A 23,813-nucleotide genomic window follows, 5' to 3' on the forward strand; every position below is an offset into this window, starting at 1 on the left:
CCGAAGTTCGCAAGTTCGGTATCACGTCATCCGCGCGCCGATGGTACCATGGTGACCGCCAGCACCTGCGGCTCCAGCTTCCCAGAAGCGATCAGTGCAGCGTTCTCTTCCGACGTTCGCCGCGCCAGACGCTCCGCTTCCCTTTCGCTGGTTGCGAAGACGATGCTCAGCAAGACGTCCTGGCCGCCCATTTGCGTGCGGGCGTTGGATCCCAGTCGATCGAGACGGTGAACGGCCCTGAGAGCCGCGCGGTCCATGCTATGGCTTCCCGACTCCTCGAAAAGAGTGACTTGCTCCGCGCGTCCGTGGCCATTCGCCACGAACCGCACCTTCACCACCCCGCTCTGCTGGAAGCCGCCGGGGTAGGATACGCGTCGGAGCTGCCGGTCGAGTTCGTGGGAAAGGCTGGAGACGAAAGTCGATGGGTCGGTTTGCACGATGATGGGTTGCCCGCGCCCAGGATCCTGGGCGGCGAGCGGCGCGGCAAGAACCGCGCTGACGATTGCAATTGAAACGAGCTTCTTCATGAGATCATCCTTTCCTCCAAAAGATGACCGGCCACAGTTTAGAGCGCGCCCTGCGCAACCCGAATTTGGGGCGTGTCAGACCAAAGGTCGATCACGTCGGCGAGCGCTGCGGTTCGCTTCCGGCTGCATCGGTTTCTCGCTCAATTGAGGCAGATTTGGGGCAGTGTTTCAAAATGACACAATACGTCCTGAAACAGGGCCTCGCGACCCTTTCGACGTAACGAACTGCTCCTTGCGGAACTGCCTCGGGTCGCGCGACAACCACATTGATGCGAACGTCGGTTCGTACGTTTTTCGACTCGGAAAGACCGGGTTCTGCCCGCCGATCGTCTGCGTCGGCAGGCAGGATGTCGTTGCCCTGCTATTCCACCGCGGTGGCCTGCGAGAACACGACCTGCCAGCGCCCGTCGCGCCGTTCGTAATAGTCCGTATGACGATGACGGGCCGTCGACAGCACGTTGTCGCCCACCCGCACGGAGAGGTCGGATTCATAGCGCACTGCACCAGCATCGCCGACGACGCTTGCGCGCACTTCTCCCACAGGTTCGAACACCAGATAGCGAAAGCTGCCCTCTCGCTGCGGATCGAGATACTGCGACTTCGTCCACGTCTGGCCGCGCGGATTGACCAGCTCGAAATCGTCGGAGTGCAGGGCGTAGAGCGTGTCCCAGTCGCCATCCACGAAGGCGCGCAGGCGCTCGCGCTCTATGGCCGCCAGATCGACTTCCTCAGCCGATGGGGCTCGCGGTGCCGTCTCGGCAGTGGCGCACGATGCCAGCAGGCAGGCGAGCGCGGTGGCGGATAGCCAGTTTCGCATCGTTGTCTCCCTAGTCGATCCCGATGGCCGCCAGCAGCGCCTCGTCCTCGTCGAGCGGCTGGTCGCCCGCCGGGTAGCCGTTCTGCTCGAGCAGGTATGCGACCGAAACCAGATAGTCCGCATCGGACAGCAAGCCGCCAGCGCCCGGCGGCATGGAATCGCGGGTATAGGCGAACAGCTCCGCGACGCTGCGTCCGCGCCAGTGCTGCATGAAGGCCGCGCCGCGCACCGGGGGCACGCCGCCGCTGCCCTGGAGGTTGGGACCGTGGCAGGCGGCGCAGCTCCGCTGGTAGACGGCAAGGCCGTTCTCGGCCTGGGCGATGGTATAGACGCCGCTGGATGCCGCGCGGCTGAAACCGCCGATATTGCCGCCAGGCGCGGGCGCGTCTGCCGATCCCATCGCGCCGGCGGGGTTCACCTGCGCGCGCTCGGGTCCGCGCTGGCCGATCCCGGCTTCGGGCAGGGCGAAGACAAACAGCGTGTTCTGCCGCCCGTGAAGGATTTCCGGCGTGAAGTTGTCGCTCAGCCAGAAGCCGGTGGAGAAAGCCACGTACTGCTGGCCATCCACCGCGAAGGTAGCGGGATATCCGGTGACGGAACTGCCCACGTTCATGCTCCACAGCATCCGTCCGTCGCGCTGGTCCATGGCGAAGACGAAGCCCTCTGCATCGCCGCCGAACAGCAGGCCGCCGCCCGTCGTCAGCAGCGACTGCGTGCCCGCGCGCTGCTGGAAGGTCCATTCGCTTTCGCCCGTCACCGCGTTCACCGCGTGGATGGCGCCAAGCATGCCGCCCACGTCGGGTGCGATGTGCGAGCGCGTGGCGATGCCGTAGATACCGGTGTCGCCTTCCGCCGGGTCCAGCGCCGTCATTTCCGCGCAGGTATTCGTAAGCGGGAAATACATGGTCCGGGTCAGCGGGCTGTACGCGGGCGCGTAGTAGTTCGCGCCGCCGGTGGGGGCGGGGCAGATAGTGATCGAGGTGCCGTATTCGGTGGGGATCGTCTCCGGGTTCACGGTGACGCGCCCGGTCGCCCCGTCGATGCTGCCGACAAGGTTCTGCCGCAGCGTGGGCCGCGCCCACAGGAACTTCCCGGTCTCGCGGTCCAGCGTGTAGATCACGCCGGTCTTGCCCGGCACGCCCGACAGGGTGCGGTAGGTGCGCCCTGCCTCGATGTCGGGGGCCATCCATTCCACGTCTTCGGGATCGGGAGCGACCTGCTGGTCTATCAGGATGCGCGGGAAGGGGTGATCTATGTCCCACTGGTCCACCAGGTGCTGGTAGTGCCAGCGGATCTCGCCCGTCTCCACGTCCAGCGCCAGGGTGGAGTTGTGGTAGAGGTAGGTTTCCTCGTTGCCCGCGAGCCTGATCTTGGGCGTCGGCGCGCTGACCGAGGTGCCGACATAGACCAGGCCCAGTTCGGGATCGTAGCTGGGGATCATCCACGCGCCGACCTGCTGCCGGTCCTCCAGCGGCACGCCGCCCCAGGTGGCGTCGTTGGGATCGTCGCCCTGCGCGATGATCGGCGTGCGCCAGACTTCCTCGCCCGTCTGCGCATCGTGCGCGACGATCACGCAGGCTGCCGGACCGCCTTCGGGCTCGCAGGAGCGCCCGGTGATGGCGAGACCATTGGCGATGATCGGGCCGGAACTCTGCTTGGCGCCCTGGCGATAGTCGAGAATCTGTGTCTCCCACGCCAGCTCCCCGGTGCGGGCATCGAGCGCGTAGAGATAGTCGTCCGCCGAATTGCCGATGATGAGGTTGCCGTAGATCGCCACGTTGCGGGTGGTGTCGTAGACTGGCAGGTAGTCGCCGATGTCCTCCGGCAGGTCGCGCGAATAGCGCCAGATCAGCTGGCCGGACGCGGCATCGATGGCGTGGATCGTGTCGGCGGGGCCGGGGAAATACATGATCCCGTCGTGCACCAGCGGCGTGCCTTCCTGGTGGCCGGGGTTGAGCGGCATGGCCCAGACGAGGCGCAGGTTCTGCACGTTGCCGGTATCGATCTGGTCCAGCGGCGAATAGCCCCAGCTGTCCAGCGTGCGCCGCCAGCTGAGCCAGTCCGCCGGATCGGGCTGCTGAATCTCCGCATCGGTGACCGGATCGAAATCGGGCACCGTCTGCGCCGTGGCGGCGGTGATCGCCAGCGCGGCGAGCGCGGTTCCCAGCGCAAATCGTGCAGCCTTCTTGGACATCCTCGTCTCCCCTCTGCCACTACCTGCCAAAGGCAGGGTGACGCGGCAAGATTTCATCGCTAAGGGCTTTCGGACAAAATCAATCTGGATGTCCGATCATGAAGTACCTGTTGCTTGCCAGCGCCGCCGCTGCCTTTGTCGCCACCCCCGCTTTCGCGCAGGATGACCCTGCCGAAGACGATGCCAATGTCATTGTCGTGCTGGGCGAAGGACTGCCCGATACGCCCGCCGCGCCGGCCTATTCAACAGTGGAGATCGACCGCGAGCAGATCGTGTCCACCGGCTCGGGCCGGCTGGACGACGTGCTGCTGAATGTCGCGGGCTTCCAGCAGTTCCGCCGGTCGGACAGCCGCAGTTCCAATCCCACTACCCAGGGCGTCACCCTGCGCGCATTGGGGGGCAATGCCACCACCCGTGCGCTCGTCACGCTGGACGGCGTGCCGCTGACCGATCCCTTCTTCGGCTACGTTCCCTTCAACGCCGTCGCGCCCGAGAGACTGGGCAGCGTGCAGGTGACGCGCGGCGGCGGGACGGGTCCGTTCGGCGCGGGCGCGCTGGCGGGCACGATCGCGCTCAACAGCGCCGATGCCGCCACGCTGGGCCTGTTCAACGCGCAGGCGCTGGTGAACGACCGGGGAGAGACGCAGCTTTCCGCCACCGCCGCGCCCGAAGTGGGCGACGGCTACGCGGTCCTGAGCGGACGCTGGGACCGGGGCAAGGGCTTCTTCACCACGCCGGAGGACCAGCGCGTTCCCGCGACGGCGCGGGCGAAGTTCGACAGCTGGTCCGTCAGCGGGCGGCTGGTGCAGCAGGTGGGAGACGACCTCGAGTTGCAGGTGCGCGGCCTTGCCTACGACGATGCCCGCACGCTGCGCTTCGAAGGGCAGGACAGCACCAACGAGGGGCAGGACCTCTCCGCCCGGCTCGTCAGCCGCGGGCCGTGGCAGGTGGACGTGCTGGGCTATGCCCAGTGGCGGAACTTCACCAACATCGTGATCTCGTCGAGCAGCTTCAATCCGGTGCTGGACCAGCGCGACACGCCTTCCACCGGCCTTGGCGGCAAGATCGAGGTGCGCCCGCCCGTGGGAGAGGCGAACACGCTGCGCCTGGGCGTCGACTACAGCCGTTCGGAGGGCGACCTCGAGGAGGTGAACGCCTTCTCCGGCCCGCGTTTTGCCGGGGGCGTGAACTCCATGCTGGGCTTTTTTGCCGAGAACGACCTGGAACTGGGCAACCTGATCCTGACCGGCGGCGTGCGCGTCGATCGCTCCTCGATCCGGGACGGCTATTACGAAACCGTGGCCGACGGACGGACGAATTTCGCCGACCGGTCGGACTGGTATTTCAGCTGGCGTGCGGGGGCACTGTTCGAAGCGACCGAAACGCTGCAACTGCGCGCCGCCGCCTACACCGGCCTGCGCCAGCCGACGCTCAACGAGCTCTACCGCCCCTACCAGATCTTCCCGGTGACCTATCTCGCCAACGAGAACCTCGAACTGGAGCGGCTTGAAGGCTACGAGGTGGGGATCGACTGGCTGCCCGTGCGCGGCGCGAAATTATCCATCACCGCTTTCGACAACGAGGTGGAGAACGCGGTCGCCAACGTCACCATCGGCAACAACCTCAACCAGCGCCGCAACCTCGACGCGATCGAGGCGCGCGGGATCGAGGCCTCGGCGGAATACCAGGCGGGCGCGTTCGGCCTGATCGGCACGCTGGCGGTGACCGATGCGGAAGTGCGCGGCACGGGCTTTGCCGCCGAGCTGGACGGCCTGCGCCCGGCACAGGCGCCGGAATGGGCCGCGAGCATCTCCGCCAGCTGGCGCCCGGTGGAGGGCGCGCTGTTCGCCGCCACGCTGCGCCACGTCGCGGACCAGTTCGAGGACGATCTGGAAACCGACGTGCTGCCCGCCGCCACGACGGTGGACCTGTTCGCGCAGTACCCGCTGATCGACCGCCTGTCGGTGGTCGGCCGGGTGGAAAACCTGCTCGACGAGGAAATCGTCACCCTGAACCGCGGCGGCACGCTGGACCTTGGCGTGCCGCAGACGTTCTGGATCGGGCTTCGCTACGGTTTTTGAATAGGTAAAACGGCGCACGCATCCTAGTCTGGCCATCGAAGGGGAGAGTTGGATGGGCAAGCTCGAGGTCATCAATCCGCGCACGGGGACGGCGGATCACGCCATCGCGCCCGCCAGCCGGGACGAGGTGGCGGACAAGGCCGCCGCCCTGCGCAAGGCGCAGCCGGCATGGGAAGCGATGGGAGTTCAGGGCCGCTGCGGCATCATGGCGCGCTGGCTGGGGGCGGTGAAGGCGCGCGCCGCCGATATCGGTGAAGCCGATGCCCACGATACGGGCGGCTGCCATACAAGCTACCTCCAGGGCTTCATCACCATGGGCAACGTGGGCGGCTGGCTGGAAGATGCGCCCAGGGCCTTCGCCGCGCTCGATTACGACGCGATGAGCCCGTCGATGCCCAGCGTGCGGGTCCAGTCGCAGGTGGTCGCCTATCCTCTGGTGGGCGTGATCTCGCCATGGAACGCGCCGCTGATGCTGGCGCTGCTGGATGCCGTGCCCGCGCTGTTCGCAGGCTGCGCGGTGCTGCTGAAACCGTCTGAAGTCACCCCGCGCGTGATCGAGACGCTGTTCGAGACCGTGCGCGAAGTGCCCGAACTCGCCGCCGTGTTCGACTATGTCGCGGGGCCAGGCGAAGTGGGGCAGGCGGTGATTGAGGAAGCCGACACGATCTGCTTTACCGGTTCCGTGCCGACGGGTCGCAAGGTCGCCGTCGCCTGCGCCGAGCGGCTGATCCCGTGCCACCTCGAGCTGGGCGGCAAGGATCCGTGCATAGTCACCGCGAATGCCGACCTCGAACGGGCGACCACCGCCGTTTTGCGCGGGGCAGTCTATGCCACCGGGCAGGTCTGCTATTCGGTGGAGCGGGTCTACGTGCAGCGCGCCCTGCACGATGCCTTCGTCGCCCGGTTGGTGGAGAAGGCGGGCGAGGTGCGCCTCAACGTCGACAACCCGCGCGCCGGACACATAGGGCCGTTCACCCACGGACCGCAGGCGGATATCGTCGCCGCGCACATTGCCGACGCCGTGAGCAAGGGCGCGAAAGTGGAATGCGGCGGAGAGATCGAGACGATCGAGGGCGGGCGCTACATGCGCCCCACGGTGCTGACCGGCGTGACGCACGAGATGGCCATCATGCAGGACGAGACCTTTGGCCCCTGCATCCCGGTGATGGCCTACGACGATGTGGACGAGGCGGTGCGCCTTGCCAACGATACCGATTTCGGCCTCACCGCCAGCGTGATCGCGGGCGATGCGGAAGAAGCCGAGGCCATCGGACGTCGCCTGAACGCGGGCGGCATCTTCCTGCAGGACACTTTCCTCACCTTCGCCAAGATGCGCACCTTCGGCAGCGACAGCTTCGGCTGGTCGGGCCACGGGAGCCCCCGCATCGGGCCGGAAAGCCTGCGCCGGTTCCTGCGCCGCAAGAGCCTGCTTACCCAGACCGGCGAAGTGGCCGACATCCGCAACGATCACCACCTGGGGAAGGGCGGTTGAGCTTCCCTACGCGTCGATCGCGCAGGCATTGCGGGCGCATGACTCGTCTTGCCGGCCCCCGCTTACCTCGCATGGCGCTGCGAAATCGGCCCGCCGGTTTTTCGCTTCAGGACAGTGTTCCATGTGTTCCACATTGCGTTAACCCTTGGCTCGAAACGGGAGCGAACCGATGAAGATCACCGCAGCCCTGTCCGGCCGTGGCGGAGATGCGCCGCAACTGGTCGAACTGGAGCAGGAAGCTCCGCGCGCCGGAGAAATGCGCATCCGCCTTGTCGCGACGGGCATCTGCCACACCGACCTGCACGAACACCCCGGCAGGCACGCCCCGCACCCCATCGTGCTGGGGCACGAAGGTGCGGGCGTGGTGGAGGAACTGGGCGAAGGGGTGAGCGGCTTTGCGGTCGGCGACCACGTGATCCTTTCGGGCAACAGCTGCGGCACATGCCCGTCGTGCCTCGCGGGCCGTCCAACCTATTGCGATCTTGCCATGCCGCTGTGCTTCGGCGGAAAGCGGCTGGATGGCTCCACCGCGCTTTGCGAGGGCGACCACGCGGTGCACTCGCACTTCTTCGGCCAATCGAGCTTCGCCACCCATTCCATCGTTCCGCAGCGCACGGCGGTGAAGATGGACAAGAGCCTGCCGCTGGAAAAGCTGGGTCCGCTGGGCTGCGGCGTGGTGACGGGCGCGGGTGGCGTGATCGAGGCGCTGAAGGTGGGCTTTGGCGATACCATTGCCGTGCTCGGCACGGGCGGGGTCGGTCTCTCCGCCGTGATGGCAGCTAGCCTCGTCGGCGCGAAGCGGATCGTCGCGGTGGACCTGTCGGACGAGCGGCTGGAGCTTGCGCGCGAATTCGGCGCAACCGACGTGTTTCGCGGCGATCAGGAAAACCTGGCCGATGCCATCCGCAAGGTGACCGGGCGCGGGGTCGACTTTACCTTCAACACCACCAACGCTCCTGCCGTGCACACGCTGGGGCTGGAGGTGCTGGCGATGAACGGCACCGCCGGATTCGTCGCCGCGCCCTTGCCGGGCGGGGATGGACCGTGGGCTCCGCAGATGTTCGCCATGCTGGCGGGCGGGCGGCAGCTGCGCGGCATCCTGGGCGGCGACGCCAATCCGCAGACTTTCCTGCCGCTGCTCGCCGAATACTGGCGGCGGGGGAAACTGCCGTTCGACCGCATGCTGGAATTCTACCCCTTCGCCGAGATCGAGCGCGCCTGGGCCGACGCGCGAAGCGGCGCGGCGATCAAGCCGGTATTGCTGATGGAGAAGACCGATGACACCTGAACTGCGCGCCGAGATCGAAGCGCTCGGCACCGAGCTCTCGCCCGACATGCTGGGCGGGACGCAGGCGATGATGAAGGGGCGCAACGCGGGTCTGTCTCCCGATACGCAGGTATCGCGCGACATCGCCTACGGCCCGGACGCGCGGCACCGGCTGGACCTTCTCACGCAGGGCACCCCGACCGGCGCGCCGGTGCTTGTCTATCTCCACGGCGGAGGCTTCGTGATGGGCGACAAGCACACCGAAGGCTCTCCCTTCTATTCCAACGTCGGCGATTTCGCCGCGCGGATGGGCTGGGTGGGCGTGACCATGACCTATCGCCTGGCCCCGGCGAACCGTTTTCCCAGCGGCGTGGAGGACATGCGGCTATGCGTGGAGTGGCTGCGCGCCAACGTGGCCGGACACGGCGGCGATCCTGCGAAGATCGTGCTGATGGGGCAGAGCGCGGGCGCCGCGCATGTCGCCAACTACCTCGCCCATGCCCGCGATCATGCCCAGGGCATTGTCGGGGCCGTGTTTCTCAGCGGCATCTACGATGTGCGCACCAGCGCGCACAACGATTTCAACAAGGCCTATTACGGTGACGACGTGGCGGGCTGGGGCCCTGCCTCGGCGCTGGCCGGCCTGCTCGCGTCGCCGGTGCCGATGCAGTTCAGCGTGGCCGAATTCGATCCCGACGATTTCCAGAAGCAGGCGGCCCAGCTGACGTCACAGTGGATCGCCACCAAGGGGCGCTTGCCCGAAATGCACTACCTTTCAGGCCACAACCACCTGACGCCCGGTCTCTCGATCGGAAGCGATCAGCGCGAGACCGAGCGGATGGTGGCCGGCTTCGTGCGGCGGGTGACGGCCTAGGCGGCGCGCACCCGGCCGACGAATTCCTGCGCCTGCACACGCAGCGAGGAGGCCTGGCTTTCCAGTTCGGAGGCCGAGACGAGCACCTGCTCCGCGGCAGAGCCGGTGGCGGCGGAATTGTCACGCACCTGGCCGATGTTGGCGGCAACCTGTTCGGCGCTGCTCGCTGCCATGTCGATGGACTGGGCAAGGTCGCGCCCGGCGATGGACTGCTGGTCCACCGCCGCGGCGATGGAAACGGCGGTCGTTTCCAGTTCCTTGATCTGCTTGGCGATCGTGCGCAGCGCGCTGACGCTGGCCCCGGTGGTGGTCTCGATACCGCGGATCTGCGAAGCGACTTCCTCGGTCGCCTTGCTGGTCTGGGTGGCGAGGTCCTTCACCTCGGAAGCCACCACCGCAAAGCCGCGGCCCGCCTCGCCGCCGCGCGCCGCCTCGATCGAGGCGTTGAGCGCCAGCAGGTTGGTGCGCTTGGCGATGTTGGAGATGAGTTCGACGATCTGGCCGATCTGGCTGACGGATTCGGTCAGCTCGGTAATCGTGCCATCGGCCTGACGAGCGGCGCTGCTGACATCGCGCGCCAGTTCGGCGCTGCTCGATGCCTGGCGGCTGATTTCGCCGATGGACATGGCGAACTCGTCGCTCGCGGCGGCGGCAGCGGTCACGCCTGCGGTCGCCTCGTCCAGCGCGGCGGAAACCTCGCTGGTCTTGTTGGACGTGCTCTCGGCCGTCTCAGCCATGTCCGAGGCCGTTGCCTTGAGCTGGGAGGAAGCCGAAGCGACATTGCCGACGATTTCGCCCACGGTCTTCTCGAACTGGTCGGCCAGCGCATGCAGGCGCTCGGCCTGCCGCTTGTGCTCGCCTTCGCGCTCGATCTGGCGGGCCAGCTCTTCCTCGGCATGACGCTTAGCGCTCTCCTGCGCGGCGGCGGCCTTGTAGGTGGCGGTGCGGATGAAATCGAGGCAGCGCGCCATGGCGCCGATCTCGTCGTTCCGCTCGGTGTCGGGCAGTTCCAGATCGCGCTCGCCCGCAGCAAGTCGCGTCATTGCCTGCGTCACGCGGTCGAACGGCTGCGAGATGCCCTCGCGCACCATCTTGTGAGCGAAAACGGTGACCGCGACGGTGCCGGCCATCAAGACGATGATCAGGCCTTTGACCAGATCGATCGCGCCGAACTCGTCCATCCCGGCATCGTCGAGCCGACCGTCCACCATGGCCATCAGCGCCAGCGCGCTGAGCGCGAGGGCGAGCGAGATGACCGCGTTGATCGTCAGGCCGACGCGCAGCCGCTCGGCGATGGAGCCGTGCTTCCAGCGGTCGTACCAGCCCCGGTGCGTTGCTGCACCGTTTGACTGCAGGCGCGCCAGGCGCTCCTCCATCGTCTCTTCCTGAGGCATCTGCGGAGTGTTGGACATATCCATCGGTCAGCTCGCTTCCTTGCTGTGGGTCTTATCTCTTGCGGCAAGAACCTGTTCGATTTCATCCGCGGGTACGGCCTTGAAATAGAGCCATCCCTGTATCTGGTCGCACCCGGCAGAGCGGACCATCTCGGCCTGGTGAGCGGTTTCCACGCCCTCTGCGGTGACATCCATGTTCAGCGCGCGTGCCACGGCGACGGTGGACACCATCATGGTGAGGCTGCCTTCGTCGTTGGCGGCATCGACCATCAGCGAACGGTCGATCTTCAGCTTCTCGAAGCGGAACTTGCGCAGGAAGCCGATCGAGGCATAGCCGGTGCCGAAATCGTCCAGCGCCACGCCGACGCCGAACTTGCGGATGAGATCGAGACTGCGTCCGGCAACCGTGGGATCGCCTACAAGGTAGGTCTCGGTGATTTCCAGCTCCAGCCGCCCGGGCGGGAAGCCGGTGCTTTCCAGGATATGGCCCAGTCGCACGGCGAAGCCGGGGTCTCGCAGTTGCACGGCAGAGACGTTGACCGAAAGCTTTATGCCATCCCAGCCAAGTGCGTCGGTGCACGCTTTCTCCAGCACCCAGTCGCCGATGGGCTCGATCAGGCCAGTTTCCTCCGCGATGGGAATGAAAACGCCGGGGCTGACGAAGCTTCCGTCGGGCTGCGGCCAGCGCAGCAGCGCCTCGACGGCAACGATCTCGGTTGTGCTTGCATCCACCAGCGGCTGGTAGACGACCTGCAACTGCTCGTTGCGGATGGCCAGGCGCAGCTTGGCTTCCAGGTTCCGCGTTTCCTCTCGGTGCCGGTCGAAGTCCTCGTGAAACCAGGTGCAGCGCATCCGGCCCCCGCTCTTGGAGGCATACATGGCAACATCGGCCTGGCGCAGCATCTCGGTGGAACTGGTCTTCCACTCGCTCTCGAACCGGGCCATGCCGGCACTGACGCCGACGGACAGGGAGCGGCCCCTGACCTTCCGCGGACTGGAAAGCTCTTCCATGTAGCGACGGCACGTTCCCTCCAGGATCGTGCCGGCGAGCTTGCCCGAGACGAGCACCGCAAATTCGTCGCCGCCCAGGCGGTAGAACTTCGCCTCGGTGCCGCACACCTCACGCAGAGCTTTCGCGCAGTCCTTCAGCAGGGCGTCGCCCAGCTGGTGGCCGTGGTGGTCGTTGACCGACTTGAAGCCATCGAGGTCGATCAGGGCGAGGGCGATTTCGGTGTCGGGCTCTCGCAAGGCGACGATGTCGGCATGCAGCGCGCGGCGATTGGGCAGACTGGTCAGCGAATCTGTCAGGCTGAGCGATTCCATCGCCCGCATGCGCTGCAGCAGGTAGTGGAGCACGAGAGTCGCCGCCAGGGCATAGAGCAGGATTCCGGCAAGACCGATGGGGCGGTTGCCGAAACTGGCCTGCCACGCCGCGATGACACAGGCGACCGCCGCCACGCCAGCGACAGGTACAAAGGCCCTGTAGCCCAGATGGAAAGCCGAAATTCCCTGCACTTTTTCCCCGTCCCCATCCCCTGAGGAGTCTCCTTGAGGACGTTCTATGGGAAAGGTTCTAAGCATCGGTTAAAGCGATGTTTACCGTGGCCGGAAGAGCCTCAGACGGTCTGCGCCTTGCGCGCCATGGCCATTTCGGACCGATTTGCGGACGCTGTTTCCGGTCGGAAGAGCGACACCAGCCGCTCGCTGGGGCGGAACCCGGAATCGCGGGCGATGTTGGCCTCACCGCCACCCAGCAGCAGCCACCCCTCGTCGGAAACGCCGGCGCGCATGCGGGCAACGGCCCGGGCGCGCGTCGCCTCGTCGAAGTAGAGCAGCACGTTGCGGCACAGCACCAGGTCGAAGTTGCCCGGGAAAGGCGGCGGATCGAGCAGGTTGTGCCGCTCGAAACGCACCATGCCGCGCAGGGTATCGTTGGCCATCCAGCCGTCGTCTTGCTCGTTGAAGAAGCGCAGCATTCGGGCCACCCCCAGGCCGCGCTGGATCTGGAACTGAGAATAGAGGCCGCGGCGCGCATGTTCGATGACCTGCGTGGATACGTCGGTGCCCAAGATGGAAATCTCCCACCCTTCCCAGCGGGCCCGCTGCTCGGCAAAGAGCATGGCGAGCGAAAGCGCCTCCTGCCCGGTGGAACAGCCACAGCACCATATGGCGATGCGCTTTTCCGCCTCGCGCTTGCTGGCGATCTCGGGCAGCACACTGGTGGCCAGCGTGTCGAACACCTTCTGGTCGCGAAAGAAATAGGTCTCGTTGTTCAGCAAGGCCTCCACCACTTCACGGGTCAGGGATGACTGGTCGGGCTGCGTCAGCAGGACGACGAGGTCCTGATTGCTGGTGATGCCGCGTTCGCGAAACATGCCGCCCAGCGCGGACCCGATCCGCCACTTGCGTTCCTTCGTCAGCTTCTGCCCGGTATGCGCTTCGAGCAACCCGGCGATTATGCCGATCGCAATCTCGTCGGGATCCATTACGCCCCCTGTACGGCGGCGGCGATGCGATGGCCGATATCGTTCGGATGCAGGATCGCGCAGGCATGGCCGGCGCGCGCGACCGAGCCGGGCATGCCCCAGACGGCCGAGGTCGCCTCGTTCTGCACCACGACCGAGCCGCCCGCTTCGGCAATGTCGGCGGCGCCCGCCGTGCCGTCGCGGCCCATCCCGGTCAGCACCACACCCAGCGTGGCGGCACCGTAGACGGCGGCCGCCGAGGAGAACATGGGATCGACCGCTGGCAGGCAATTGGTAGCCGACCTGGAGTGATCGTGCTTCACGCAGACGCGCTCCCCGCGTTGCACCACGGTGAGGTGGGCAGAACCCGGCGCGACGTAGATCACGTTGGGTCGCAGCATCATCCCGTCTTCCGCGACGCAGGATTCCCGCAGTGCCACTTCGGCCAGCTTCTGGGCGAAGGCCTGGATGAAACTTTCCGGCAGGTGCTGCGTCACCAGGATCGGTGCGCCGATATAGTCGGGCAGTACGCCCAGGCACTGGCCGATGGCATGGATGCCGCCGGTGGATGCGCCGATGGCAATTACCTTGGCGCGCGTGCGCGATGCCTGGCGCAAGGCCGGCGTGGGGGTGGCGATGGCCGCGGCGTCGACGGGGCCTTCCGGATCGCGGCGGCGCAGCGGACGCTTGCCCAGCGCGCGGATGCGACCCAGCAGGTTCTCGCGGTATTCGTCGGTAAAGCCGCCCGACTGCGGTTTCTGCAGCGTGTCGGCAGCGCCCAGTTCCAGCGCGCGCACGGTCTGCTGGGCACCGTCGGCGGTCAGGCTGGAGACGATCATGATCTTGGCCTCGCGCGCCCGCTCTATCATCCGGGGCAGAGCCTCGAAGCCGCCCATGCCGGGCATCTCCAGGTCCAGCAGGATCACGTCGACGCGCTCGTTCATCAGCAGCGCCAGCGCATCCTCGGCATTGGCAAAGGCGCCGGCCAGTTCAAGGCCGTCGGCGTTGTGAACCAGGTGAGAGAAGACGCCGCGAACGGTGGCGGAATCGTCCACCACAAGGACTCGCACGTTGCGCAACCGGCCGGACTGCGTGGCGAAAGGGGCGTTCACGCCTGAACCTCCGTCTCCACGCCGACGAGTTGCAGCTTGATCTGCAGGGTGTCGTGATCGAAGGGTTTCATCACGTATTCGTCGGCTCCAGCATCGATCGCCTGGCGAATGTGCGCCACGTCGTTTTCCGTCGTGCAGAACACGACCTTTGGCCTGCCGCCTTCGGGACGGCTGCGCAGGGTGGTGAGAAATTCGATCCCGTCCATCACCGGCATGTTCCAGTCGAGCAGGATCACGTCGGGCATCGCCTCCTCGCACTTGCTCAGCGCCTCGCTGCCATCGGCAGCTTCGGTGACCTCGAGGCCAAGCCCTTCCACGATGTGGCGCGAGACCTTGCGGATGACCCGCGAATCATCGACGATCAGACAGTTTTTCATACGTTTTCCCGTGACCCCTTCGCGCGTCTGGTTACGCAACAACTCTTAAGAGAGAATTAGGCAGCTTGGCTCGAATGCTCCTGGCCGGCGACGATGCTCGCCGGATCGACCAGCATGACGCTTTCCCCGGCGACCTCGACCTGGCCTTCACAGAAGTCCTTCCAGTTTCCCGGCAGGTCGACGCGCACCGGCTCCGGCCCGCTGTCGATTTGGGTAACATCGTGGACCGCGTCCACCATCAGGGCATAGGCATGGCCCTCGATGGCGATCACGACGCCCAGGCACCCCCGCGCATCGCGGCGCGCCCCTGTTCCCTCCAGCGCTGCCTGGCAGTCGATCACCACCAGCCCGCGGCTGCGCAGCGCGCCGATACCGGCGACGTGCGACGGCGCGCGCGGCACCGGGGTAATCTTGTCGAGTTCGATGACGGTGGTGATGGCACCAGCCCTGAAGGCGACGCGTTCGCCCGCCAGGCTGGCGATGAGGACGGGTTCGCCCATGTCAGTTCTCCAGTTCCGGAAGTGCGGGGGCATCGCTCAGCAATTCGGCGCGGTACAGGCGCTCCACCGGCTTTCCCTTCACCAGTACGACGCCTCGGTCGCCCTGGCCGCCGCCCTTGCCGGGCAGGCGGTAGTCGACGATGTCGATCATGCGGGCAAAGGCATAGGCGATCGCCCTCTCGCCCTGCTGCAGATGCAGCAGCTGAAAGGTCTCCATATGCGGCAGCTCGGCGGGCAGGCCGACCACCGGCAGGACGCGACCGTCCAGCACGACGCGGTAGCCATCGCCGATACGGCTGATCGCATCGTATGGACACCGCTCGATGCGCTGCAATTCGTCGATGGAAATCAGGCACTGCCTGGAATCGAAGCGCTCGAACAGGATGCCCGATTGCGGCGCATCCTGATTGGCGACCTTGCGAACCGTCTGCGTAGCCTGCACGCGCTTCTTCACATCGCCGATCATTCCAGCGGCGCGCGCCACGCCCGCGACGTCCAGCGCCATCACCGGGCTGCCATCGTCGAGTTGCGCCAGGCCGACGTAGAAGCCGGTCTGCTGCAGCATCGGGGCCACCGGCTTGATCACCAGTTCATCGAGGCTGAGGATCTCGTCCACGCCCAGCGCGAACATGTCGCCGCCCACCAGACGGATGATCAGGAACAGCTGGCCGCGCGTACCGGGATTGGGCTCGCCGTCCATCTGCAGGACATCCGCCAGCGAGACGCTGGGCATGCGCTTGCCATCGAGGGTGATGAAGTCGCGGCCGCCCATGCGCACCCGCTCGTTGCGATCCGATGCGCGGACGATCTCCTGCAGGTACGACCGCGGCAGGGCAAAGGGCTGGGCGTTCGAACGCACGGTGATGGCGGGCACGATGCTGAGCGTCATCGGCACGTTCATCATCATCCGCGTGCCTGCGCCCGGCGTGGTATCGATCATCAGCGAACCGCCGATGGCTTCGAGATTGGCGCGCACCACGTCCATGCCGACGCCGCGGCCGGAAATGGCGGTGACTTCGCGCGCCGTGCTGAAACCGGGTTCGCAGATCAGCGCGGTTTTCTCGCGCTCGGTCATGCGTTCGGCGTCCTCGGCGGTGACCAGCCCCTTGGCGATCGACTTGGCGACCAGTTCATCGGGATCCATGCCGCGGCCATCGTCGACGATGCCGATGCGGATCTCGCTGCCGGTCTGCCGCGCGCTCACCTGCAGCAGGCCGATCTCGCGCTTGCCAGCGGCAAGGCGTTCGGCAGGCGTCTCGATGCCGTGGTCCACCGCATTGCGCAGCAGATGTACCAGCGGATCGCGGATGACCTCGATCAATTCGCGGTCGAGTTCCACGTCGCCGCTTTCCAGTTCCACCATCACCTGCTTGCCAAGCTCGTTGGAAAGATCGCGCACCAGGCGCGGCAGGCTGGCGAAGAGCGTATCGATGCGCTGCATGCGGATGCGCTGGATGGCATCGCGCATGTCGTCGAGCATGGCGGAAAGGCGCGTCACGCTGGCTTCCACCTGCTGCGCGTCGGCGCGCTGATCCACCAGGCGCGCCAGTTCGTTGCGCGCCAGGGCCATGTCGGAAACCCCGCTCATCACGCGGTCCAGCAGTTCCACCGGCAGGCGGATGGAGCGTTGCTGCTGCGGCGACTTGCCGCCGCCGCCGTCCTTGCGAGCGGGCGTATCCTGCGGCGTCTCCGATCCGGGCACGCTGCCCTCGCCATGCAGCGCGTCGATCAGCGCGCTGTCGTCGGCTTCGGGAAGGGGTTCACCGGCTTCGATCAGGGATACAAGGTCGCGGATCGTGTCGATTGTCGCGAGCACCGCGTCCACGGCCGCACGGTCGGGCTTGCGTCGACCGGCACGGAAATCGGCCAGCACGTCCTCGGCCGCATGGCTGAGGCGTTCCAGTCGCGGGAAGTCGAAGAAACCGCAGTTGCCCTTGATCGTGTGGAAGAAGCGGAAGACGTTGGCCAACCGCGCCTGGTCGGACGGATCGCTTTCCCATTCGACCACTTCCACCGACAGGCTTTCCAGCAGTTCGTGGCATTCGGCCACGAATTCGCCGAGCAATTCGTCCATTTCGCTCCATCTCCGCACCAAGCTTGCGGACTGTCATGGGCGATTTTGGTTAAATCGGTGTTAGCACACCCTATTTGATCGGAACTGCCCGGCGAGCGGGTTGGATCAAGCCGGTCTCATCCCTTCCTGGCGCAGTTGATGCAAAGCGCGGCCTCGGGTCGGGCTTCCAGGCGCCCTTCGGAAATCTCTTCTCCGCATTCCACGCAGTATCCGTATTCGCCGCTTTCGATGCGATCCAGCGCGCGGCGGGTCGAGGCAATTTCACGGGTCACGAGGCGCGCCTGCGCTTCCAGGCTGTCGTCATCCTCCATCTGCACGGCCCGTTCCGAGGAATCGGGATCGTGGGGTTCATCGAGATCGCGTTCGATGCGTTGCAGGCGGCTTTCCAGTTCCGACAGCTGCTTTTCAAGGCGGGTCTTTGCGCTAGCGCTCATGGTTTTCAGTTCCTCAGTTGGTTTCGGGATCGCGGGGCACCCAGCAGCCGTGGAAGGCCATGGGCATTGCGAAAGGAAGTTTCACGGTGGCGAGAGCCGGGCGGCTGACATCGTTGCCGTCCAGGATCAGCAGGTCGGCACGCTTTTCCTCGAACCGGTCGACCACGGTCAGGATATAGCCGTCGCCCTCGGCGGCGTCGCGGCTGCGGGGCACGAAAACGGGTTCCTGCGACGCGGCACCCTTCAGGTCGTGCACCTTCATCTCGCCGCTGTCCCAGAAAATCTGCCCCACGCCCATCTGCGGAAAATCGCGCAGGGCGAAATAGCCGATCGAATGCTTCGACATGGCGAAGCGATCGTCGATCTTGGGCATGTCGCCCAGCGCCCCCTCCACCGGATGCAGGCTCACCGCCTTGTCGTCGGGCTGGGAAAGGTCGAACACGATGCGGGTGATCTGCGTGATCGTCTCCGGCATGGTGGGGAAGCGGCCGGTCTTGTCGGCAAAGAAGCTGAAGCAGTTGCCGGGCGAGGCGGGCGTGTCGAGGATGACGGTATTGCCCTCGGTATAGGCGTTCATCACGTGACCCATCACCAGGCCCGGAATGTCGAACCAGCGCATGTCGCGCGCCGGATCGCCGTCGCGCGGCATCACGCCCCACTTGCTCGGCAGGTCGGGATCGTACTGGTAGTAGGCCCCGCCGTCGCGCAGCCGCGCGTCGTCCGCCGTAAGCGGCATGATCGGAAAGACCAGGTGCTCGCGCGTCACCCCCCAGTCGTGGCTGAGCCCCGGGTAGGGCGTGTCGAACATCTGTTCGCGGATCAGTTTCCCGTCGGCATCGAAGACGTGCAGGCTGGCGGTCGTGCTCGGCTCGCCGTCGGCGAAGACGCCGTAGCTCCACCATTCGCCCGTAACCGGATCGATCTTGGGGTGGGCGGTGAGCGCGGTGGACCTGAGATCGCCGAAATCGCCGACGTCCAGTGTCTCCAGCGTGTCCATGTCGATCTCGTACGGACGGCTGTCCTCGCGCAGGGCGTAGAGCTTGCCATGGTGTTCGAAGGCGTAGGTATTGCCGGTGTTGTCGCGCTGGGGAAGGTTCGAGACGCTGGGGTCGTCGGTATACTTGTTGCGATAGTGGCCATAGAGGCGCCGCCGCGCGCCGCGCTCTGCCTTCAGCCTCTCGCTCTGCACGTATCGGCTGCGGAAGGAAACGTGCCCGTCCTCGAAATGGAAGGCGCTGACCATGCCATCCCCGTTCAGGATGATGTCGTCCTCGAGACTAGGATACTGCCGGTCGCCGCCGCTGCGGTAATAGGAGCCTTCGAGCTCGGGCGGAATCTCGCCTTCCACTTCACATTCGAAGACGTCCGCCTCGAACCGCATGGGCTTGCGCTCCTGCAGCCCGAAGCTGGCGAAGGGGTGAAATGTTTCCGGCATTGATCTCTCCCGTGTTACGCCCTGATTGAAATAGGAATAGCACCGCTTGGCAAGCGGGCATTTGACGGGAGACAAATGAAATGAGCGAATGCCAGAGCGCCTGCTGGCCAGACGGCGTGCCGCAAGTGATGCCGGCCGAAGATCGCGGCGAGATCGAGGAGCTCTACGCCCGCTATGCCTGGGGCATCGACCTTGCGGACGAGGAGCAGGCCATCGCTACCTTCGCCCGAGATGCCGAGTTCGACCACCTGTGGCAGGGACGCGTGAAGGGCCACGATGCCATTCGCGAGAACCTGCGCAGCCTGTGGTACGATCGCCAGCACTGGTGGTACGGACGCCAGCACCTGATGAACCAGTTCATCATGGATCCGCACCCCGAGGGCGCGCGAGTGCGCTGCTTCTTCCAGATCATCCAGTGGAATGCCGACTATCGCACCAACTTCGTGTTCGGCATCGGCACGCGCGACGATCGGCTGGTGAAGGAAGACGGGCGCTGGAAGTTCTGGCGGCTGACGGTGAACGCCTGGACGGAAGTGGATCAGGTACCCTGGAAAGGTGAGCGAAAGCTGCCGCAGCGACCGCCCTACAGCAGCGAACCTGCCGACACCCGTCCTTTCGATGAGCAATCGCGCGATCCCTTCGACCAGGGATAGCGCAGGGCCGCTGCGCGAACCTACTTGCCCTTCTTCTGTCCGGGTATCTTCGCCAGCTTCTTGTTCTTCTTCGCCGGCTTCGTGGCCTTGCGCGCTTTCTTGCGCGCTTTCTTCACGTCCTGCTGAAGGGAAAGGACACCTTCCGCCAGGCGCCTGACAGAGGAGGCTCGCGGGCGGATTTCGCGCGCGAGAACGGCCTTGGCCAACGCATCGAGCGCAAGCGCATCCTGGCTGTCCGTCTCGGTTGCCGACGGCGGCGGGGTGGGTTCTTCGCTTCTGGCCACGATCTTTACTTTTGTGAGAGGCTGGAGATGCGAAGCAATGGCGCGCAAGGCAAGCGAACCCGCAGCCTGTCACAAAATTGTCAGACTGCCCTAGGCTTCGAGAATGCCCTCGCAGCCGAGCCAGGCCGCCAGCCGCGCCAGTTCCGTTTCCACCTGGTCGGATATCAATTGCGCCCGTCCCGGCTCCAGCCACAGCCGCAGGACCTCGTCCTCGCGCGTCAGCCGGCTCGACAGCAATGAGAGCTTGGACCCCGCACCGATGCGGCGACAAAGGCGGAATGCCAGGCCCCAGGCCGCCGCTTCGTGCAGGGCCTCGTCGCTGGCCAGGGCCTGAAGGTCGGCCGTGGGTTCGGGCTTGCCATTGGCCGCGCGCAAGGCAGCGGCGATCATCGCCCGCCCCTTGTGATCCAGTCCCAGCCAGCGCTTGTGCAGCGCCCAGTCGATCGAGTGATTGAGGCGCATGTTCGGCTCGACATGCCACTGCGCCAGGCTGAGCATGATCGCCGCCAGCCGCACCCGTTCCGAGCCGTTGCCCCCGCCACTCGTCGCGTCCGATGTCCATGCCGCGATCTGCATGGCGGCGGTGTGCGATGCCCCTCGCGGCTCGGTGAAGTGGGCGACTGCGGCCAGCAGCGGATCGAGCTGGCGCGCCGCGGGAGACAGGCCGCGATAGAGCACGCCTTCGCGAAGGCCCCAGGACGAGAAGACCAGTCCATCAGGCTCGAGTTCGGCAAGCAGCGGGCGCAGCATCGCGGCGGCATCGGGCAGGCCGCCCGCGCGCGAAGAAGATATGCCGGAGATGGAGCTGAGATCGGCGGGGTCCATGCCCGACAGCTTCTTTGCAAACCTGTCGGCCTCCGCCGGGGTCATGTGGTAGGCTTGCGGATCGGTAAGCGGATAATCGGTGCGGTGCATGGCGAAGTTGGCGAGGGCCCGCCACGTTCCGCCGACCATGTAGAGCGGACCGGGGTGCGCGCCCGCCCAATCAGCCTTCGCCAGTTCGGCTCTAATCGCCTTGTTGAATGCTTTCGTGCCTTTTTCCCGCAGGGCGGGCAGCCGCAGCGTTCCCAGCGGCAGGCTAACCCCGTGCGAGCATTTGCCGTCGCCGATCGCGACCAGTTCCAGGCTACCGCCGCCAAGGTCGGCCACGACGCCTTCCGCGCCGGGAAAGGCGCCGATCACGCCGTAGGCAGAGGTTTCCGCCTCCTCCTCGCCCGACAACACCTCGATATCGAGGCCAAGGTCGCGGACCTGCCTTGCGAACTTCGGGCCGTTCTCGGCATCGCGCACGGCCGCCGTGGCGACGGTGCGCACGTCGGTCACCTCGAGGTCTTTCAGGATGCATGCGAACCGCGCCAACCCGCCCAGCGCAATATCGATTGCCTTGTCGGGTATGCGGCCGGTCGTGGCGAGATCACGGCCCAGCTTCGGCGTCACCTTCTCGTTCAGCCAGACGGCAGGCGCGCGTTGGGGTCCGGAATAGACCACCAGGCGAACGGTGTTTGATCCTATGTCGATGACCGCGCGTTGCGGTCGGTCGGCGAGCTTTGCCCGGTTACTTGCGAAACCTGCGGTCATACCGCTCCCTTGCGCAGGGTCAGCTTGGGTACGCGATCCTCCTTCAATGCGCCGCCTCGGCCCGAAAGGGATGGGTTGGTCATGAAATAGTCATGGCAGTTGAAGCCATCGTCGTCATCGCTCTCGACCCTCTCGTATTCGCCCGTCTCGCCGTCGAGCAGCCAGCTGAGTTCGGTATCGAGCAGGTTGGCCAGCAGCACCTGTTCCAGGATCTGGTCGTGCACCGTGTCGTTGATGATCGGCACCAGCGCCTCCACCCGGCGGTAGAGGTTGCGGTCCATCACGTCGGCGCTGGAAATGTAGACCTTTGCCTTGTCGCTGGGCAGCGGCTCGCCATTGCCAAAGGCGTAGATGCGGCTGTGTTCCAGGAACCGGCCGATGATCGACTTGACGGTAATATTGTCGGAGAGGCCTGGCACGCCCGGGCGCAAACAGCAGATGCCGCGGCATACCAGCACCACCTGCACGCCCGCCTGGCTGGCCTCGTACAGCTTGTCGATCACGCGCTTTTCGGTGATTTGGTTTATCTTCATCCAGATCGTTGCGGGCTTTCCTGCGCGCGCGAATTCGATTTCCGTCTCGATATCATCGAGAAGGGTTTCCAGCAGGTCGAGCGGCGAGATCGCAAGCTTTTCCATCTGCTGCGGCTCGACATATCCGGTGATGAAATTAAACAGCTTGGAAGCATCGCGCCCCAGCGCCGGATCGGCGGTGAAGTAGCTGAGATCGGTGTAGATCTTGGTCGTCACCGGATGATAGTTGCCCGTGCCGAAGTGGCAGTAGGTTCGATAGCCGCCTTCCTCCTGGCGCACGACCATCGAGATCTTCGCGTGGGTCTTCCAGTCGATGAAGCCGTAGATCACCTGCACTCCGGCGCGCTCCAGCTCGCTCGCCCATTTCAGGTTCTGCTCCTCGTCGAAGCGGGCCTTCAGTTCCACCACGGCTGTCACCGACTTGCCGTTCTCCGCCGCCGCGGTCAGCGCGTTGATGACGGGGGACTGCTGTCCCGCGCGGTAGAGCGCCTGCTTGATCGAGATGACGTTAGGATCGTTCGCCGCCTGCCGCAGGAAATCGACCACCACCTCGAAGCTTTCGTAGGGGTGGTGGATGACGATGTCCTTTTCGTGGACGGCCGCGAACACGTCGCCATCGTGCTCCATCACCCGTTCGGGATAGCGCGGAGAATAGGGGGTGAATTTCAGGTCTGGCCGGTCCTCCTTCACCACCTCCTCCAGGCCGGAGATGCCCAGCATGCCCTCGGTCTTGGTGATGAAGGCCTGCTCCAGCTCCAGCTTGTCGCGCAGCAGTTCCTCGGCCTCGGGATCGAAACTCTCGTCGATCTCCAGCATGATCACCTGGCCGCGGCGGCGACGCTGGATCGCGCTGCGGAAATAGCGCACGAGGTCCTCGGCCTCTTCCTCGATCTCTATGTCGCTGTCGCGCAGGATGCGGAACACGCCGTCACCGGTGACGGTGAAGCCCGGAAACATAAGATCGGCATAGCGGCAAACCAGTCGCTCCACTGCGACGTAGATCGCTTCCTCTCCGGCAACCCCCTGGGGAATGCGCACGAAGCGGGGCAGCGCGGAAGGTATCAGCACCATCTCCACCAGGCGGCTGCCGTCGTCCTTGCGCGTGAGGTTGAACAGTGCGCCAAGTCCGAGGTTGGCGACGAAGGGGAAGGGGTGCGCGGGGTCGATCGCCTGCGGGGTGATCACCGGCATGATGTGATCGAGGAAATAATGCCGCAGCCAGTTCTCGGCATCCTCGTTGATCCGGTCTTCCCCGGTGATGTGGATGCCCTGTTCGGCCAGCAGCGGACGCAGCCGGGCGAGCGTTTCCTGCTGCCCGCGCTCCAGTTCGCGAAAGGTTTCCTGAATGGCGATCAGCTGCTGCTTGGGCGTGCGCCCGTCCAGCGACATCTCGGCGACGCCGCTGCGCACCTGTCCGGCAAGGCCGGCGACGCGGATCATCATGAATTCGTCGAGGTTGCTGCCGGATATCGACAGGAACCGCATCCGCTCCAGCAGCGGGTACGAACTGCGATTGGCTTCGGCCAGAACGCGCTGGTTGAACGAAAGCCACGACAGTTCGCGGTTGAAATAGCGTTCTTCGGGAGACAGCAGGTCCGGGTCAGCCCCTTGCGGCGGCGAGGGTGTGACGGACTCGGGGGCGGTGCTCATGGCTCCTCAAACGCTCCTGCTGCGAGATGGCCTTGCTGTGTCGCGCAATCGGCGGACAGGCGCAATGGGTCA

General features: G+C 65.6%; 20 protein-coding genes. 5 read left to right on the top strand and 15 right to left on the bottom strand.

Translation table 11 applies throughout. From position 1 onward, the window contains the following. Window positions 1-26: 26 nt before the first annotated feature. The 3 genes from AAA989_RS09135 to AAA989_RS09145 all read right to left on the bottom strand — a co-directional run bounded on the left by AAA989_RS09135 (window position 27) and on the right by AAA989_RS09145 (window position 3,538). Entirely contained in the window at window positions 27-527 is a 501-nt protein-coding gene (locus AAA989_RS09135; RefSeq protein ID WP_338242838.1) for an energy transducer TonB, read from the bottom strand. A 361-nt stretch (window positions 528-888) separates the two neighbouring features. Continuing rightward, complete coding sequence (locus tag AAA989_RS09140) at window positions 889-1,344, bottom strand: nuclear transport factor 2 family protein (RefSeq protein WP_338242840.1); 456 nt, start codon at window positions 1,342-1,344, stop codon at window positions 889-891. Between the two features lie 10 nt (window positions 1,345-1,354). Next, entirely contained in the window at window positions 1,355-3,538 is a 2,184-nt protein-coding gene (locus tag AAA989_RS09145) for an outer membrane protein assembly factor BamB family protein (RefSeq protein ID WP_338242843.1), read from the bottom strand. 98 nt (window positions 3,539-3,636) lie between these two features. On the opposite strand from AAA989_RS09145, the gene AAA989_RS09150 reads away from it, so the two are divergent. The 4 genes from AAA989_RS09150 to AAA989_RS09165 all read left to right on the top strand — a co-directional run bounded on the left by AAA989_RS09150 (window position 3,637) and on the right by AAA989_RS09165 (window position 9,252). Beyond that, window positions 3,637-5,619 carry a TonB-dependent receptor plug domain-containing protein gene (locus AAA989_RS09150; protein WP_338242845.1) on the top strand — a complete coding sequence of 661 codons (1,983 nt, stop codon included), beginning with the start codon at window positions 3,637-3,639 and terminating at the stop codon, window positions 5,617-5,619. Between the two features lie 52 nt (window positions 5,620-5,671). After that, window positions 5,672-7,111, top strand: a complete 1,440-nt coding sequence (locus AAA989_RS09155; RefSeq protein ID WP_338242846.1) for an aldehyde dehydrogenase family protein — start codon at window positions 5,672-5,674, stop codon at window positions 7,109-7,111. 169 nt (window positions 7,112-7,280) lie between these two features. Then, on the top strand, window positions 7,281-8,399 hold the full coding sequence (locus AAA989_RS09160; protein ID WP_338242848.1) for an NAD(P)-dependent alcohol dehydrogenase: 1,119 nt from the start codon (window positions 7,281-7,283) through the stop codon (window positions 8,397-8,399). After that, complete coding sequence (locus tag AAA989_RS09165; RefSeq protein ID WP_338242849.1) at window positions 8,389-9,252, top strand: alpha/beta hydrolase; 864 nt, start codon at window positions 8,389-8,391, stop codon at window positions 9,250-9,252. Before AAA989_RS09160 ends, AAA989_RS09165 begins: the two co-directional genes overlap by 11 nt. On the opposite strand, the gene AAA989_RS09170 is transcribed toward AAA989_RS09165, so the two are convergent. The 9 genes from AAA989_RS09170 to AAA989_RS09210 all read right to left on the bottom strand — a co-directional run bounded on the left by AAA989_RS09170 (window position 9,249) and on the right by AAA989_RS09210 (window position 19,043). Beyond that, complete coding sequence (locus AAA989_RS09170; protein WP_338242851.1) at window positions 9,249-10,670, bottom strand: methyl-accepting chemotaxis protein; 1,422 nt, start codon at window positions 10,668-10,670, stop codon at window positions 9,249-9,251. The two genes, AAA989_RS09165 and AAA989_RS09170, sit on opposite strands and share 4 nt — an antisense overlap. 3 nt (window positions 10,671-10,673) lie before the next feature. Next, window positions 10,674-12,161: a putative bifunctional diguanylate cyclase/phosphodiesterase gene (locus AAA989_RS09175; RefSeq protein WP_338242854.1), complete on the bottom strand. Its 1,488-nt coding sequence runs from the start codon at window positions 12,159-12,161 to the stop codon at window positions 10,674-10,676. A gap of 101 nt (window positions 12,162-12,262) precedes the next feature. Next, window positions 12,263-13,132 (bottom strand): CheR family methyltransferase, encoded by an 870-nt coding sequence (locus tag AAA989_RS09180; RefSeq protein ID WP_338242857.1) that lies wholly within the window; start codon window positions 13,130-13,132, stop codon window positions 12,263-12,265. Next, on the bottom strand, window positions 13,132-14,223 hold the full coding sequence (cheB, locus tag AAA989_RS09185; RefSeq protein WP_338242859.1) for a chemotaxis-specific protein-glutamate methyltransferase CheB: 1,092 nt from the start codon (window positions 14,221-14,223) through the stop codon (window positions 13,132-13,134). The genes AAA989_RS09180 and cheB overlap by 1 nt, the downstream gene beginning before the upstream one ends. Next, entirely contained in the window at window positions 14,220-14,600 is a 381-nt protein-coding gene (locus AAA989_RS09190) for a response regulator (RefSeq protein WP_338242862.1), read from the bottom strand. The genes cheB and AAA989_RS09190 overlap by 4 nt, the downstream gene beginning before the upstream one ends. Before the next feature lie 56 nt (window positions 14,601-14,656). After that, window positions 14,657-15,100, bottom strand: a complete 444-nt coding sequence (locus AAA989_RS09195; RefSeq protein WP_338242865.1) for a chemotaxis protein CheW — start codon at window positions 15,098-15,100, stop codon at window positions 14,657-14,659. A gap of 1 nt (window position 15,101) precedes the next feature. Further along, a complete protein-coding gene (locus AAA989_RS09200) occupies window positions 15,102-17,174 on the bottom strand; it encodes a chemotaxis protein CheA (RefSeq protein ID WP_338242867.1) in 2,073 nt (690 codons plus the stop codon). A 116-nt stretch (window positions 17,175-17,290) separates the two neighbouring features. Further along, window positions 17,291-17,608, bottom strand: coding sequence for a TraR/DksA family transcriptional regulator (locus tag AAA989_RS09205; protein WP_338242870.1), 318 nt, complete (start codon window positions 17,606-17,608; stop codon window positions 17,291-17,293). Between the two features lie 13 nt (window positions 17,609-17,621). Further along, window positions 17,622-19,043: a carotenoid oxygenase family protein gene (locus tag AAA989_RS09210; RefSeq protein WP_338242872.1), complete on the bottom strand. Its 1,422-nt coding sequence runs from the start codon at window positions 19,041-19,043 to the stop codon at window positions 17,622-17,624. 80 nt (window positions 19,044-19,123) lie between these two features. Between AAA989_RS09210 and AAA989_RS09215 the strand changes: the two genes are divergently transcribed. Then, complete coding sequence (locus tag AAA989_RS09215; RefSeq protein WP_338242873.1) at window positions 19,124-19,696, top strand: nuclear transport factor 2 family protein; 573 nt, start codon at window positions 19,124-19,126, stop codon at window positions 19,694-19,696. 20 nt (window positions 19,697-19,716) lie between these two features. On the opposite strand, the gene AAA989_RS09220 is transcribed toward AAA989_RS09215, so the two are convergent. The 3 genes from AAA989_RS09220 to AAA989_RS09230 form a co-directional block, all read right to left on the bottom strand. Beyond that, complete coding sequence (locus AAA989_RS09220; protein ID WP_338242875.1) at window positions 19,717-19,980, bottom strand: hypothetical protein; 264 nt, start codon at window positions 19,978-19,980, stop codon at window positions 19,717-19,719. 90 nt (window positions 19,981-20,070) lie between these two features. Next, entirely contained in the window at window positions 20,071-21,558 is a 1,488-nt protein-coding gene (locus tag AAA989_RS09225; RefSeq protein WP_338242877.1) for a Ppx/GppA phosphatase family protein, read from the bottom strand. Beyond that, window positions 21,555-23,741 carry an RNA degradosome polyphosphate kinase gene (locus AAA989_RS09230; protein ID WP_338242879.1) on the bottom strand — a complete coding sequence of 729 codons (2,187 nt, stop codon included), beginning with the start codon at window positions 23,739-23,741 and terminating at the stop codon, window positions 21,555-21,557. Before AAA989_RS09230 ends, AAA989_RS09225 begins: the two co-directional genes overlap by 4 nt. Between the last annotated feature and the right edge of the window lie 72 nt (window positions 23,742-23,813).

It is taken from the genome of Aurantiacibacter hainanensis (assembly GCF_036321025.1).
Classification (GTDB): Bacteria; Pseudomonadota; Alphaproteobacteria; order Sphingomonadales; family Sphingomonadaceae; genus Alteraurantiacibacter; species Alteraurantiacibacter hainanensis.